The organism is Actinomadura kijaniata, from assembly GCF_014138665.1.
GTDB lineage: Bacteria > Actinomycetota > Actinomycetes > Streptosporangiales > Streptosporangiaceae > Spirillospora > Spirillospora kijaniata.
Genome location: NZ_JACJIA010000005.1, coordinates 390,183 through 404,153, shown reverse-complemented (window position 1 = coordinate 404,153; position 13,971 = coordinate 390,183). Strand labels below are relative to the sequence as shown.

Here is a 13,971-nt window from a genome sequence, read left to right as displayed (position 1 = left end):
GTGTCAGAGGACGAAGCCCTCGGGGAACGGGTCGCTCGGGTCGAGCAGGTAGTTGGCGGTGCCGGTGATCCAGGCGCGGCCGGAGAACTCCGGGACGACGGCGGGCACGCCGCCGACCTCGGTGGTGCCGACCAGGCGGCCGGTGAAGCGGGTGCCGATGAACGACTCGTTGACGAACTCGGTGTCCAGGGCCAGTTCGCCGCGCGCGTGGAGCTGGGCCATGCGGGCGGAGGTGCCGGTGCCGCAGGGCGACCGGTCGAACCACCCGGGATGGATCGCCATGGCGTTGCGCGAGTGCTCGGCGTCCGAGCCGGGCGCGAGGAACTGCACGTGCTTGCAGCCGCCGATCAGCGGGTCGGCGGGGTGGCACGGGCGGTTCCGCTCGTTGATCGCGGCCATGATGCCGAGCCCGGCGCGCAGGATGTCGTCCTTGCGGGCGCGGTCGAACGGCAGGCCGACGCTCTCGATGTCCACGATGGCGTAGAAGTTGCCGCCGTAGGCCATGTCGTAGCGGACCTCGCCGAGGCCCGGCACCTCGACCCGGGCGTCCCGGTCCAGCGCGAACGACGGGACGTTGCGCAGGGTGACCTGCTCGGCGCGGCCGTCGCGGACCCGGACGCGGGCCTCCACCAGCCCGGCGGGCGCGTCGAGGCGCACGACGGTCTCGGGTTCGGTGACCTCGACCATGCCGGTCTCCACCAGCACGGTCGCGACCCCGATGGTGCCGTGCCCGCACATCGGCAGGAACCCGCTCACCTCGATGTAGAGCACGCCCCAGTCGGCGTCGGGCCGGGTGGGCGGCTGGAGGATCGCGCCGCTCATCGCCGGGTGCCCGCGCGGCTCGTCCACCAGGAAGCGGCGCAGGCCGTCCAGGTGCTCGATCGCGTGGCGGCGGCGTTCGGCCATGGTGTCGCCGGGGATCACCGGGACGCCGCCGGTCACCACGCGCGTCGGCATCCCCTCGGTGTGGGAGTCGACGGCGCTGATGGTCCGGACCGACCTCATGCGCCGCCCCTCTTCCGGAGGGCGGCGATGGCGCGTTCCATGTCGGCGGTGACGCCCGCGCGGTGCTCGTCGACCAGCGGGCCGCGCGGCGGGCGGCACGGGCCGCCGTACCGGCCGACCATCTCCATGCCGAGCTTGATGGCCTGCACGAACTCGGTGCGCGAGTCCCAGCGGAACGCGGCGACCAGCGGCTCGTACAGCTCGCGGGCCTCGGCGACCCTCCCCGCCAGCGCCAGCTCGTACAGCTCGACGGACTCGGCGGGGAACACGTTGGGGAACCCGGCGAACCATCCGGTGGCGCCCATCAGCAGCGCCTCCAGGGTGACGTCGTCGGCCCCGGCGACCACCTCGACGCCGGGGGCCTTCTCGCGGATCTCCAGGACGCGGCGCACGTCGCCGGAGAACTCCTTGACGGCCACCACGTTGTCGATCTGCGCGATCTCGGCGAGCAGCCCGGGGGTCAGGTCGACCTTGGTGTCGATCGGGTTGTTGTAGACCATGACCGGCAGGCCGACCGAGGCGACGGCCTCGAAGTGCGCGACGACCTCGCCGGGGCTGGCGCGGTACATGGTCGGCGGCAGGCACAGCACGCCGTCCGCGCCGTCCTCGGCGGCGACCTCGGCCCAGTGCCTCGCCTGGTGGGAGCCGGGGCCGTGGACGCCGACCACCACCACGCCGTCGTCGCCGACGGTCTCCACGGCGGTGCGGGCGACGCGGCGGCGCTCCTCGTCGGTGAGCGAGGAGTACTCGCCGAGGGAGCCGTTGGGGCCGACGCCGCGGCAGCCGTTGTCGACCAGCCAGCGGCAGTGCTCGGCGTAGCGGTCGTAGTCCACGGCCAGCCCGGCGGGCGCGGACGCGTCCTCCCTGTAGGGAAGCGCGGTCGCGACGATGACGCCGCCGAGGCCGGTGACCTTCTCCTTGCTCACGGGGTGCCCTCCTTGGGGGGTCGTGCCAGTTCGCCGAGCCGGATCGGCTGGGCGACGGGTCGGTGGTGCGGGGTGGCGGTCCGGGTGACCCGGCCGCCGAGCAGCGCGGCCACGGCGGGCCCGCAGATCCGGGCCTGGCAGGGGCCGAGGCCCGCGCGGGTGCCGAGCCTGACGGCGCGGTCGGAGCCGCCGGCCGGGTCGTCCGCGGCGCGGCACAGCGCGCCGTAGGTGGTCTCCTCGCAGCGGCAGACCACGGTCCCCGGGGTCAGCCAGCCCTTCCAGCCGTCGCCGACCGGATGGGCGGCGGCGAGGCGGCGCGCGAACGCGCGGCCCTGGTCGCGGCGGCGGCGCACGGCGCGCAGCGCGGGCGCGTCGGGGGCCCCTCCCCCGGCGAGCCAGCCCGCCAGCAGCCCCTCGGCGCGGGCGGCGGGCGCTCCGGCCACGCCGGTGATCTCACCGGCGGCGTGGACGCCGGGGGCGGTGGTGCGCTGGTCGTCGTCGACGTCCACGAACGCCGTGCCGTCCTCCGGCCCGTCGCGCAGCGCGCATCCGGCGGCGAGCGGCAGTTCGAGCTGGGGGCTGAAGCCGTGGGTGACGCACACGGCGTCGACGGGGACGGCGCGTTCGGTGCCGGGGACCACCGACCAGTCGGCGCGCAGCCGGGCGGTGACGGCCTCCTCCACGCGCCCGTCGCCGCGCGCGGCGATGACGGCGCGGCCCGTGCGGTAGGGGACGCGGTGGCGCGCCAGCAGCGCGGCGTACTCGGCCAGCTCGGCGGCCTTGCCGGGCTGGGACGCCAGCTCGCGGGGGCGGGCGCCCCAGCCGCGCAGGACGGTGGCGGCGGGGTTGGCCTCCAGCACCCCCCGCACGCGGGACCCGGCCTCCAGCAGGGACGCGGCGACCGGCAGCAGGAACGGCCCGGACCCGGCGACCAGCACCTCGTCGCCGACGGCGAGGCGTTCGCCCTTGGCCAGGGCCTGGGCGGCCCCGGCGGTGAACACGCCGGGCAGGTCCCAGCCGGGGAACGGCAGGACGCGGTCGTGCGCGCCGGTGGCCAGCACGAGGGCGTCCGGGTCGAGGACGGACCGGTCGCGTCCGGCGCCGTCGGGGCCGTGCACCAGGTGGACGCGCGGGGGCCGCGCGTCGCCGGGGTCGCGGCGTTCCAGCGACCACACCGACGTCTCGGCCAGCCAGGCGCAGCGCGGGTGTCCCAGCACGTGGCGGCGGGCGCGGTCGAACGCGGCCCAGCCGTGGTGCAGCCGGTCCGGGCGCTCGGCGGCGAACGCCTCCGGCAGCATCCGGTGGTACTGCCCGCCGGGGGACTCGGCCGCGTCGAGCAGGGTGACGCGGGCCCCGGCGCGCAGGGCGGCAGCGGCGGCGGCCAGCCCGGCGGGGCCCGCGCCGACGATGGCGACGTCGCGGCTCACCGGGCCTCCCGCGACTGGGTGGCGACCTCGTCACCGTCGGCGGCGCGGCGGCGGCAGGCCCGCACGTCGGGTTCGCCGTTGACGGTGACCAGGCAGTCGAAGCACACGCCGATGCCGCAGAACACCCCGCGCGGCGCGCCCGACGGCCCGGCGCGCCAGGCGCGGCGGCCGTTGGCCAGCAGCACGCCCGCGATGGTCTGGCCCGCGACGCCGGGCAGCGCGTCACCGTCGACGGTGATGCTCAGGGGCGTGTCGCGGCGGCGGACCGCGTCGCGGTCGGCCCGGACGAGTCTGGGGCTCACTGGTCGTCTCCTTCGAACAGCACGGCGGGCCGGTCCACCCGGAACGGCCCCGCGTCGATCTCCGGCTCGCGGCCCAGCAGCAGGTCGCCCAGCACGCGTCCGGTGCCGACCGACAGGCCGATCCCGGCGCCCTCGTGGCCGGTGGCGTGCCACAGGCCGGGCAGGCGCGGGTCGGGGCCGATGACCGGCAGGTGGTCGGGGACATAGGGGCGGAAGCCGCCGTAGGCGCGCATCACCGGGACCCCGGCCAGGCAGGGGAACAGCCGCAGCGCCTTGCCCGCGATCACCGACAGCACCTCGGGGCGGATCCGGTCGTCGAAGCCGACGCGGCGGCGGGAGGAGCCCAGCAGGATCGTCCCGGCGCGGGTGGACTCCACCACCGCCGACGCCTGGAGCTCCTCCGCGCCGCTGCCGACCGCGCCCACGTAGTCGGCGTCGTAGACCTTGTGGAAGACGGTGGGCGGCTGCGGGGTGGTGACCAGCACCTCGCCGCGCCGGGGCCGCACGTCGACCGGCGCGCCGAGGCGTGCGGCGACGGCGCCGGACCAGGGGCCGGCCGCGTTGACGAACACGTCGCCCTCGACGGTCCCGGCGGAGGTGCGGACGGCGGTGATCCGGCCGCCGCGCGTGACCGCGCCGAGGACCTCCACGCCGGTGCGCAGCCCGGCCCCGGCGCGCAGCGCGTCGCCCAGCAGGAACGCCGCCGCGCCCACCGGCTGCACCTGGGCGTCCCCGGGGTAGTGGACGGCGAGCGCGAAGTCGCGGGTCACCTGGGGTTCGGCGGCGGCGAGGCCGGGGGCGTCCAGGGTCTCGACGGTGACGCCCGCCGCGCGCTGCCCGGCCGCGAACTCCGCCAGGCCGCGGGCCCCGGCGTCGGTGGTGGCGACGACGATGCCGCCCTTGGGGTCCCACTCGACCCGGTCGGCGTCCGGTCGTCCGCCGGCCTCGGCGAGGGCCTCCTCCCACAGGCGCCGCGACATCCGGGCCAGCTCCAGTTCGGGGCCGGGGCCCTTGTCGGACACCAGCACGTTGCCCTCGCCGTGCGCGGTGGTCGCCGCCGCCGGGCCGCCGCGGTCCAGGACGGTCACCGCCAGCCCGGCCCGCGCCAGCTCGCGCGCGCAGGCCGCGCCGACGATCCCGGCGCCCAGCACCACGACCCGCATGCTCACCTCCGATGAACGTTCGGTAAACCGAACGCTTCGGAGGCTATGCCTCGCGGCCGACCAGTGTCAACGCCCCCGGGCGCACCGGGTCACTCTTTTTCCGGCAGGCAGGGCAACCCCGTGGGCGCCGAGTGAAGTTGCTGGTCAGCGCGGTACTGGAGGAGGAGCACCGAGCGGACGGGGCCGTCGAGGGCGGTGTAGGAGTGCGGCAGCAGCGCGTCGAACCCGACGTAGTCGCCGGGGTCGAGCTCGACCTCCCGTCCGTCGACCCGAACGCCGAGCCGCCCGGCCTGCACGATGGTGTGCTCGGTGCCGACATGGCCGAGCGAGTCCTGCCGCGAGTCGGCCCTGACCCGCTGGTCGTACACCTCGAAGATCGCCTCGCCGGACTCGATGCCGCGCAGCGGGCGCAGGTCCACGCCCTGGCCGCGCAGCACCTCGACGTCCGCGCCGCGCACCACGGTCAGGCCGGAGGCGCGCGGCGGGTCCAGCAGGTCGGAGATGGGGACGGCCAGCACCCGCGACAGGCTGAAGACCGTCTCGATGGTCGGGTTGCCCGACCCGGCCTCCAGCTGCGACAGCGTGGCCTTGCCGATGCCGGAGCGGCGGGCCAGCTCCGACAGCGACAGGTCCCGTTCGCCCCGGACGCGCCGGAGGTTGGCCGCCAGCGTCTCCCGCACCGACTCGCCTGGAGCGTTCACACCCGTCCCTTTCCCTCACCGTTCGCTTTACCGAACGAGTATAGGCGCGGGGCCTCAGCCGGCCCGCCGCAGCATTCCCCAGCTCCGCGGGCCGCCGTCGGGCAGGTCGGTCTCGGCGGTCACCGCGAAGCCGAAGCGGCGGTAGAAGCGGACGTTGCGCTCGTCGGAGGTCTCCAGGTAGACGTCGTGGCCGTCGCGGTCGGCGGCCTCCAGGCCGGGCAGCAGCACCGCGGCCCCGAGCCCGGCGCCCCGCCGGTCGCGGCGCACCCCGATCGAGGCCAGGAACCAGCACGGCCCGGCGGGCCGGTGCGGGCCCATGGCCTCCTCGAACGCCATGCCCCGCGCGGCCCGGTCGCCGTACAGCTCCAGCACCTCGGGGGCGGTGAACAGCTCGGCAGGAATCTCGCTGTCCGGCCGCGTCCACAGCGACACGGCCTCCGGCGCCCCCTCCCCCACCACCCAGACGCCGCCGTAGGGCAGCGCGACCCGTTCGGCGAAGTACCGCTGCAACGCGCGCAGCCGCCGCTCGTGGTCGTCGGCGGGGATGACCCAGCGGGTGTAGGCGTAGCCGGCGAAGGCGTCGGCCAGGACGTCGGCGATCCCGTCCAGGTCGTCGGGCGTGGCGGTGCGGACGGCAGCGGTCCCGATGTTCTCGTCACTCATCGTGATCATGCTATTCGCCCGGCGCGGTCGCGGTGGGCATGGCGGTCTCCGCTCCCCCTGCGTTCGACGACGGTCAGGAGGTGACGGGACGGGGGACCGGTCCGCGATCGGCCGGCAGCCGGGCCACGACGACGGCTCCGATCAGGGACAGGGCCGACAGCAGCCACAGCGAGGTGTGCAGCGCCCCGGCGTAGGCGGCGGTCGCGGTGTCGGCGAACCCCGTGTCGGCGAACCCCGGGCCGACGCCGCGCGCGGCTCCGGCCATGTCGCCCCGGAGCAGGTCGGAGGCGGCGCGGGCGGCGGTGTCGTCGCCGTAGCGCTCGGCCAGCCGGGCGCGGGTCAGCGTGAACGGCGACGCGCCCAGCAGGGAGAGCGCGACGACCTCACCGGTGATGCGGGCGGTGTTGAACAGCCCGGCGGCCATGCCCGCCCGGTCGGTGGGGACGGCCGACAGCGCCGCCCCGTCCAGGACGGCGAGGGAGACGCCGAAGCCGGTGCCGATGAGCAGCAGCGGCGCGGCGAGCGCGGCGAGCGCGCCGGGGCCGGCGCCGCCGGGGACCAGGGCGAGCAGCGCGGTGCCCGCGGCGACCAGCAGCAGGGTCGCCACCAGCAGGGTCCGCTGGGTGGCGCCGCGGGCGACCGCCGCGCTGGTGAGCGGCGGCATGACCAGGGTCGGGCCGGTGAGCAGCAGCAGGGTCAGTCCCGCCCGTCCCGGCGACATCCCGAGGGTGGCCATGAGGTAGGGCGGCAGCACGATGGTGAGCGCGACGAACCCGAACGCCAGCAGGAACGGCATCGAGCAGATCGCCGCGAACCGGGGCCGCAGCAGCAGCGACAGGTCGACCAGCGGGGCGGGGTGACGGCGTTCGGCCACCGCGAACACGCCCAGCAGGACGGCGCAGGCGGCGAACGCCCCGAGCACGGCCGGATGGGTCCAGCCAAGTGCGGGTCCCTCGACGACACCGAAGGCGAAACCGGACAGGCCGAGGGTGAACGCGGCTGCCCCTCCCCAGTCCATCGGGGCGTCGGCGGGCCGCCGCGACTCCTCCAGCAGCGGTGCCGCCGCCAGGGCCGGCAGCAGGACCACGGCGGCGGCGGCGAAGAACGCCCGCCAGCCCCACGCGCCGACCAGCGTCCCGGCGATCACCGGCCCGAAGGCCAGGCCGAGCCCCAGCACGGTGCCGAACACCGCGAACGCCCTGGTCCGCGGGCCCCTCCGGGTGGGCGATCAGCGCGCTGTCGCCGGTCGACACGGCGGCGGCCCCGGCGCCCGCCAGGGCACGCGCGGCGACCAGCACCGTGACGTCGCGGGCGAGCGCGGCGACCAGCATCGCGGCGGTGAACACCGCCACTCCCCCGGCGAACATGCGGCGCCGCCCGACCCGGTCGGCCAGCGCCCCGGTGCTCGCCATGAACGCGGCGAAGGTGAGGAAGAAGGCGTTCACCACCCACTGCACGGCGGTGGGCCCGGCATGCAGGTTCGCGCCGATGTCGGTCAGCGCCTCGGCCGCGCCGGTGGCGGTCACCGGGACGAGCAGCAGGGCTCCGCAGACGACGGGCAGCACGGCCCGGCGTCGCACGGAAGGCGAAGGGTTCACAGGTGCACTCCAACTCTGATGACCATCAATGTTCTGATGGGCATCAGAGTTTGATCTCAGCTCATCCCGATCGTCAACCCGAAACTGGTAGTGTGCTGTGACACATCAGGATCCTGATGGTGAAGACGGCGGGAGACCGGATGGCGACGGACGAGAGGATCGACGAGGCGATCGCCTGGCGGCCCGGCACCAGCGTCAAACGCGCCGAGCAGGCGCTGATCGCGAAGAAGACCCAGGTGCTGCGGCCGTTCGAGCTGACCGTGCCGCAGTACGTGGCGATGTACGCGCTCTCGATCACGCCCGGGATCTCCGGCGCGCGGCTGGCCCGCTACTGCGCGGTGACCCCGCAGAGCATGACGACGGTCCTGAAGACCCTGGAGGCGCGCGGCCTCGTCGAACGCCGCCCCTCCCCCGACCACTCCCAGGTCCTGATCACCCGCCTGACCCCGGCCGGGCAGGAGCTGCTGGCCCGGGCCGACGAGGCGGCGGTGGCGGTCGAACGGCGCCTGGCCGACGCCTACTCGCCCGACGAGCTCGAACGACTCCACGAGCTTCTCGACCGCGCCATCAAGGTGCTCACCGACCAGTGAGGCGGGGCCGCGGCCCCCGGCGGGAAGGGCGTTCCTTCAGGCCGTCGTGGCGGCGGAGCCCCGGCGGGACAAGGCGCGGGGCAGCCGCGCCGACGGCGAGCGGCACCCCCGAGAATCCATCGGGGACGTCCTAGGGCCTGCTTCAAAGGGGGCCTGGGCCACGCACGCGAGCGCGTGACCAGACCTGGTGAGACGCGAGCCCCGGGCGAGCACCGCGTAGGCCAGGGCTTCGAAACACGATCTAGCGGCGTCGCAGCGCGTCGAGAGCCTCCAGCACCGCCTTCTGCCCGCCGGGCCAGCGGGCGTCCCGGGCGGCGCGGTCCAGGTCGTACCCGTCCAGCAGGGCGTGGTCCAGAGGGGCGACCGGCTCGGTGACGCCCTCGCCGTCCAGGTACCTGCGGCACGGGACGCCGACGAACCCGACCTCCCACAGGACGCCCGCGCAGTCCCGGGCGAACGAGCCGCCCCGCTCGAACAGCATGATCAACGGTTCGTAGGGGTCGGGCAGGTCCGGCAGCGCCGCGCCCTCGTCCCGGACGGCCGCCATGGCCAGGGCCCACCGCGCCGAACGGCGGTCGTAGTGGCTGGCGTACGCGTCCGCCAGCGTCTCGTCGACCCGCCGGACGAGGGCGGGGTCGGCCTCGATCCCGGGCGCGACCTCGCCGGGGATGTCGAAGACCGTGGCCCGCAGCCCCAGGTGGCGCGCCCACAACGCGCCGACGCGCAGGTGCTCCAGGAACAGCAGCGGCCACGACGGCAGCGGTTCGCCGCCCCACCGGGCGGCCTCCAGCCGTTCGGTGAGCGTTCTCGCCCGGTCGCCCATCCGCCTCCCGCCTCCTTCCTCCGGTGACCGCGACAACGGTAGCCCCCCTCATGTGGAATGAAGCATTCCGTTCTGCTATTATAGGAACAGAACGTTCCGCTCTGACAAAGGAGTTGCGGTATGACCTTCCTGGTGACGGGTGCGACGGGCACGGTCGGTCGGCACGTGGTGGCGGAACTGCTGCGGCTCGGACGGGACGTGCGCGCGCTCAGCCGCACCCCGGAGAAGGCGGACCTGCCCGCGGGCGTCGAGGTCGTCGGCGGCGACCTGGCCGACACCGGGTCCCTGGAGGCCGCGTTCGACGGCGTCACGGGGGTCCACCTGATCAACTTCGCGGGCGACGGGTACGGGGCCCTCGAGAACGGCCCGGGGCTGGTGGACCTGATGGTCCGCAAGGGCGTGCGGCGGGTGACCCTGCTCGGCGGGCGCGACGAGGGGGCGCTGGAGAAGGCCCTGACCGCGAGCGACCTGGAGTGGACGATGCTCGCCCCGGTCGAGTTCATGGGCAACACGCTGCTGTGGTGGGCCGACGGCGTGCGGGCCGAGGGCGTGGTGCGCGAGCCGTTCGGCGGTCGGCTCAGCGCGATGGTCCACGAGGCCGACATCGGCGCGGTCGCCGCGACCGTGCTGGCCGAGGGCGGGTACGCGGGCCGGGAGCTGGTGCTGACCGGACCCGCGGCGATCACGACGGCGGAGAAGGTGCGGATCCTGGCCGGGGCGGTCGGGCGCGACATCGCGTTCGTCGAGCTGACCGAGCAGGAGGCGCGGGACAGGTGGGCGGCCGACGGGATGGCCGCCGAGCTGATCGAGTTCCTGGTGGGCGCGCTCGGCGACACCCCCGAGATCGGCTACACGGTCGTGCCGACGGTGCCGGAGGTGCTGGGACGTCCGGCGCTGACGTTCGCGGAGTGGGCGGCCGACAACGCCGACGCGTTCCGCCCGGCGGCCTGACCCCGGCATCGGAGGAACAGCGCTACAACTCTTGTCTGTTTGTAGCGCTGTTCCCTACGATCCGGGGCATGGTCTCCCTTCCCCGGATCGTCGCCGAACTGAACGGCCTGCGCGCCGCGCTGCGCGCCGGGATGCTCGGGCCGACGTCCCCGGCGGCGCTGGCCGCGACGCTGCGGGCGCTGCGCGGGTACGGCCCGCTGGGCGCGGCGACGACGCTGCCCGCCTGCCGCTTCCCGCACCGGACCGGGCTGGTCGACGAGCGCGGCGCGCTGACGTTCGGCGAGCTGGAGCGGCGCTGCAACGCCCTCGCCAACGCCTGGCGGGCGCGCGGGATCGGCGTCGGCTCCACGGTCGGGGTGCTGTGCCGCAACCACCGGGGCCTGCTGGAGGCGATGTCGGCCGGGGCCAAGACCGGCGCGTCGGTGCTGTTCCTCAACACCGACTTCGCCGCCCCGCAGCTGCGCGACGCGGTGGAACGCGAGGGCGTGACCGCGCTGGTGTACGACGAGGAGTTCGCCGCCGTCGCCGAGGGGCTGGAGCCGCCCGACGGCGCGTTCACCGCCTGGCGCGACGCGGGGGACGGCGACCTGGACGCGCTCATCGCCGAGGGGGACCCCGCTCCCCCGCCCGCGCCGTCGCGGCAGGGCGCGATGGTCATCCTGACCAGCGGGACGTCCGGGCGGCCCAGGGGCGCGCCGCGCCACCAGGGACCCTCGGTGGCGCTGCCCGGCGGGATCCTGTCGAAGGTCCCGCTGCGCGGCGGGGAGGCGGTGTTCGTGGGGCCGCCGATGTTCCACGGGCTCGGGCTGACGATGGCGCTGCTGGCGCTCGGCGTCGGCTCCACGCTGGTGCTGCGCCGCCGGTTCGACGCCGCCGCCGTCCTCGACGACCTGGTGGGATACCGTTGCACGACGTTCGTCGCGGTCCCGGTGATGCTGAAACGGCTGCTGGACCTGCCCGGGACGGCGGCGGCCGACCTGTCGGGGCTGCGGGTGGTGCTGACCGGCGGCGCGCCGCTGGGGGCCCCGCTCGCGCGGCGGGCGCTGGCGGCGCTCGGGCCGAGGCTCTACAACTTCTACGGCTCCACCGAGGCGTCCTGCGTCACGATCGCCACGCCCGCCGACCTGGCCGTCGCGCCCGGCTGCGTGGGCCGCCCGCCGGCCGGCACGGTCGTGGCGGTCCTGGACGGGCACGGGCGGCGCGTCCCGGCGGGCGTTCCGGGCCGGATCTTCGTGGACTCCCCGGCGCGGTTCGGCGGCTACACCGGCGGGGGCGGCCGGACCGAGGTGGGACGGATGATGGAGGTCGGCGACCTCGGGCACCTGGACGCGGCCGGACGGCTGTTCGTGGACGGCCGCGCCGACGACATGATCGTCTCCGGGGGCGAGAACATGTACCCCGGCGAGGTCGAGGAGCTGCTGTCGGCCCACCCGGCCGTCCGGGAGGCGGCGGTCGTCGGGGTGCCGGACGAGGAGTTCGGGACGCGGCTGCGGGCGTTCGTGGTCGGCGACCTGACCGCCGACGAGGTGCGCGCGCACGTGGCCGCGCGCCTCGCCCGCTACAAGGTGCCGCGCGACGTGGTGTTCCTGGAGGAGCTGCCCCGCAACCCGACCGGCAAGGTCCTCAAACGCAAGCTGCCCCGCGACTGACCGCGCCCCGGCGCCCGGCGGCCCGGGCGGTCACACCTCGACCGAGCACCAGGAGTACAGGTGGTCGCCGTCCTCGCGGGCCCGGCGCGCCAGCCCCACCAGCTGCGCCAGCAGCGCCGCCAGGACCTCGGGGTCGGCGTCGTCGGTGAGCTCGTCGGTCCGCTCGATCCGCGCCCACCGCCCGGCGAGGGCGGGCAGCTCGGCGTCCGGCACGGCGGCCAGGTCGTCGCGCAGCCCGTCGTCCAGCTCCTCCACCGTGACGCCGCTGTTCCACGGCGAGTCCTCCGCCAGGTCCCCGGCGTCGGCGGCGTCGGGCTCGGACTCGGGCCACACCAGGTCGACGCGCACCAGGTCCGAGTCCCACGGCACCTCGCGGACCAGCGCCACCAGCTGCCCCAGCATGACCGTCGAGTCGATCCCCTCGGCGCGCAGCGCGTCGGCGGTGGTGGCGGTCGGGGCCGAGGGCGGGTCGCCGTCCGGGCCGAGCAGCACCAGGGCCGCGCCGCGGTCGGCCGCGCGGAAGTATTCGAACAGCACGCCCATCATGTCTCCTCGCTCCGTCTTCCCGGGGGCTACCCGCGAGGTCATCGTTTCCCCGATCCTCCTCCCCCTAGCGTCGGAGATGTCAGCGACACGCGGACCTCCCGGAAGGGGAACCCCGATGACCACCGTTTCGTCCGTTACCGCCGCCCGCCCGATGCTCCGACTGGCGCTCCGGCTGGACGCCGTCGTCACCGGCGTGAACGGCCTGGTCCACCTGGCCCTGGCCGGTCCCGTGGCCGACCTGCTCGGGCTGCCCGCCGGGCCGGGCCGCGCGATCGGCGCGTTCCTGCTGGTGTACGCGGCGGCCGTGTGGGCGGTCTCGGTGCCCGGCCGTCCCCGCCGCGTCGCGGTGCGGGCGGTGGTCGAGGCCAACCTGCTGTGGACCGTCCTCAGCGTGGTCGCCGTGGTCACCGGCTGGCTGTCGTTGAACGCCCTGGGCTCGGTGTGGGCGGTCATGCAGGCCCTTGTGGTCGCCGGGTTCGCCGCGTTCCAGTGGACGGCGCTGCGCCGCGACCGCTGAGGCGGCGCGGGGCGCCGGGCGGCCCGCTGCGACAATCGTGGTCATGACCTACGCAGCGGCAGCCGACCGCTATGACCGAATCCAGTACCGCCGGTGCGGGCGCAGCGGGCTGAAACTGCCCGCCGTGTCCCTGGGGCTGTGGCACAACTTCGGCGACGACCGCCCGCTGGACACCCAGCGGGCGATCCTGCGCCGGGCGTTCGACCTCGGCATCACGCACTTCGACCTGGCCAACAACTACGGCCCGCCGTACGGCTCGGCGGAGAGGAACTTCGGCCGGATCCTCCGCGAGGACTTCGCCGCCCACCGCGACGAGATGGTCATCTCGACGAAGGCGGGCTACGACATGTGGCCCGGCCCGTACGGCGAGTGGGGATCGCGCAAGTACCTGCTGGCCAGCCTCGACCGGTCGCTGGAGCGGATGGGCGTGGAGTACGTCGACATCTTCTACAGCCACCGCTTCGACCCCGAGACGCCGCTGGAGGAGACGATGGGCGCGCTGGACCGGGCGGTCCGGTCCGGCAAGGCCCTGTACGCCGGGATCTCCTCCTACTCCCCCGAACGCACCGCCGAGGCCGCCGCGATCCTGCGGGAGATGGGCACGCCGCTGCTGATCCACCAGCCGTCGTACTCGATGCTGAACCGCTGGATCGAGGGCGGCCTGCTGGACACCCTGGAACGGGAGGGCGCGGGCTGCATCGCGTTCTCCCCGCTCGCCCAGGGCATGCTCACCGACAGGTACCTGGACGGGATACCGGAGGGGTCGCGCGCCAGCCAGGGCAAGTCGCTGTCGCCGGACCTGCTCACCGAGGAGACCCTGCGGCACGTCCGGGCCCTGAACGGGATCGCCGCCCGGCGCGGCCAGTCCCTCGCCCAGCTCGCGCTGGCCTGGGCGCTGCGCGACCGCCGGGTCACCTCGGTGCTGATCGGGGCCAGCAGCGTCGCCCAGCTGGAGGCGAACGTGGCGAGCCTGGACCGCCCGGAGTTCACCGCCGAGGAGCTGGACGCGATCGACAAGGACGCGGTGGAGGCCGGGATCAACATCTGGTCGGCCTCCAGCGCGCACTGACCCCCGGAGCGCACGGGCGCGGTCGAGGCCCGGCGGGCCGG

Annotated in this window: 15 protein-coding genes and 1 pseudogene; 5 read left to right on the top strand and 11 right to left on the bottom strand. The window is 75.3% G+C overall.

Going from position 1 to position 13,971, the window contains the following annotated elements:
* Nucleotides 1–3 precede the first annotated feature (3 nt).
* The 9 genes and pseudogenes from HNR61_RS21680 to HNR61_RS50485 form a co-directional block, all read right to left on the bottom strand.
* A complete protein-coding gene (locus tag HNR61_RS21680) occupies nt 4–1,005 on the bottom strand; it encodes a proline racemase family protein (RefSeq protein ID WP_182844992.1) in 1,002 nt (333 codons plus the stop codon).
* Nucleotides 1,002–1,931, bottom strand: a complete 930-nt coding sequence (locus HNR61_RS21675) for a dihydrodipicolinate synthase family protein (protein ID WP_182844991.1) — start codon at nt 1,929–1,931, stop codon at nt 1,002–1,004. Before HNR61_RS21675 ends, HNR61_RS21680 begins: the two co-directional genes overlap by 4 nt.
* The gene (locus HNR61_RS21670) at nt 1,928–3,358 is read right to left on the bottom strand and encodes an FAD/NAD(P)-dependent oxidoreductase (RefSeq protein ID WP_182844990.1); all 1,431 of its coding nucleotides are present in this window, start codon (nt 3,356–3,358) and stop codon (nt 1,928–1,930) included. The genes HNR61_RS21675 and HNR61_RS21670 overlap by 4 nt, the downstream gene beginning before the upstream one ends.
* Nucleotides 3,355–3,660 (bottom strand): (2Fe-2S)-binding protein, encoded by a 306-nt coding sequence (locus tag HNR61_RS21665; RefSeq protein WP_182844989.1) that lies wholly within the window; start codon nt 3,658–3,660, stop codon nt 3,355–3,357. The genes HNR61_RS21670 and HNR61_RS21665 overlap by 4 nt, the downstream gene beginning before the upstream one ends.
* Nucleotides 3,657–4,823 carry an NAD(P)/FAD-dependent oxidoreductase gene (locus HNR61_RS21660; protein ID WP_182845206.1) on the bottom strand — a complete coding sequence of 389 codons (1,167 nt, stop codon included), beginning with the start codon at nt 4,821–4,823 and terminating at the stop codon, nt 3,657–3,659. The genes HNR61_RS21665 and HNR61_RS21660 overlap by 4 nt, the downstream gene beginning before the upstream one ends.
* An 89-nt stretch (nt 4,824–4,912) precedes the next feature.
* Nucleotides 4,913–5,524 carry a helix-turn-helix domain-containing protein gene (locus HNR61_RS21655; RefSeq protein ID WP_182844988.1) on the bottom strand — a complete coding sequence of 204 codons (612 nt, stop codon included), beginning with the start codon at nt 5,522–5,524 and terminating at the stop codon, nt 4,913–4,915.
* A gap of 54 nt (nt 5,525–5,578) precedes the next feature.
* Nucleotides 5,579–6,187, bottom strand: a complete 609-nt coding sequence (locus tag HNR61_RS21650) for a GNAT family N-acetyltransferase (RefSeq protein WP_182844987.1) — start codon at nt 6,185–6,187, stop codon at nt 5,579–5,581.
* A gap of 73 nt (nt 6,188–6,260) precedes the next feature.
* Nucleotides 6,261–7,376, bottom strand: a complete 1,116-nt coding sequence (locus HNR61_RS21645; RefSeq protein WP_182844986.1) for an MFS transporter — start codon at nt 7,374–7,376, stop codon at nt 6,261–6,263.
* Nucleotides 7,377–7,467: 91 nt separating this feature from the next.
* Nucleotides 7,468–7,713 (bottom strand): annotated as a pseudogene (locus HNR61_RS50485) (MFS transporter); the annotation flags it as partial.
* 212 nt (nt 7,714–7,925) lie between these two features.
* On the opposite strand from HNR61_RS50485, the gene HNR61_RS21635 reads away from it, so the two are divergent.
* Entirely contained in the window at nt 7,926–8,375 is a 450-nt protein-coding gene (locus HNR61_RS21635) for a MarR family winged helix-turn-helix transcriptional regulator (RefSeq protein ID WP_182844985.1), read from the top strand.
* Between the two features lie 241 nt (nt 8,376–8,616).
* On the opposite strand, the gene HNR61_RS21630 is transcribed toward HNR61_RS21635, so the two are convergent.
* Nucleotides 8,617–9,198, bottom strand: coding sequence for a hypothetical protein (locus HNR61_RS21630; RefSeq protein WP_182844984.1), 582 nt, complete (start codon nt 9,196–9,198; stop codon nt 8,617–8,619).
* 120 nt (nt 9,199–9,318) lie between these two features.
* Between HNR61_RS21630 and HNR61_RS21625 the strand changes: the two genes are divergently transcribed.
* Nucleotides 9,319–10,149, top strand: coding sequence for an NAD(P)H-binding protein (locus HNR61_RS21625; RefSeq protein WP_182844983.1), 831 nt, complete (start codon nt 9,319–9,321; stop codon nt 10,147–10,149).
* 68 nt (nt 10,150–10,217) lie between these two features.
* Nucleotides 10,218–11,798, top strand: coding sequence for an AMP-binding protein (locus HNR61_RS21620; protein ID WP_182844982.1), 1,581 nt, complete (start codon nt 10,218–10,220; stop codon nt 11,796–11,798).
* A 30-nt stretch (nt 11,799–11,828) separates the two neighbouring features.
* Here the strand turns inward: HNR61_RS21620 and HNR61_RS21615 are convergent, their stop codons facing one another.
* Nucleotides 11,829–12,341 carry a hypothetical protein gene (locus HNR61_RS21615; RefSeq protein WP_182844981.1) on the bottom strand — a complete coding sequence of 171 codons (513 nt, stop codon included), beginning with the start codon at nt 12,339–12,341 and terminating at the stop codon, nt 11,829–11,831.
* Between the two features lie 118 nt (nt 12,342–12,459).
* Here HNR61_RS21615 and HNR61_RS21610 point away from each other — a divergent pair, with 118 nt between their 5' ends.
* Together HNR61_RS21610 and mgrA are read left to right on the top strand one after the other, a co-directional pair.
* On the top strand, nt 12,460–12,861 hold the full coding sequence (locus HNR61_RS21610) for a hypothetical protein (protein ID WP_182844980.1): 402 nt from the start codon (nt 12,460–12,462) through the stop codon (nt 12,859–12,861).
* Nucleotides 12,862–12,904: 43 nt separating this feature from the next.
* A complete protein-coding gene (gene mgrA, locus HNR61_RS21605; RefSeq protein ID WP_182844979.1) occupies nt 12,905–13,930 on the top strand; it encodes an L-glyceraldehyde 3-phosphate reductase in 1,026 nt (341 codons plus the stop codon).
* Nucleotides 13,931–13,971 lie beyond the last annotated feature (41 nt).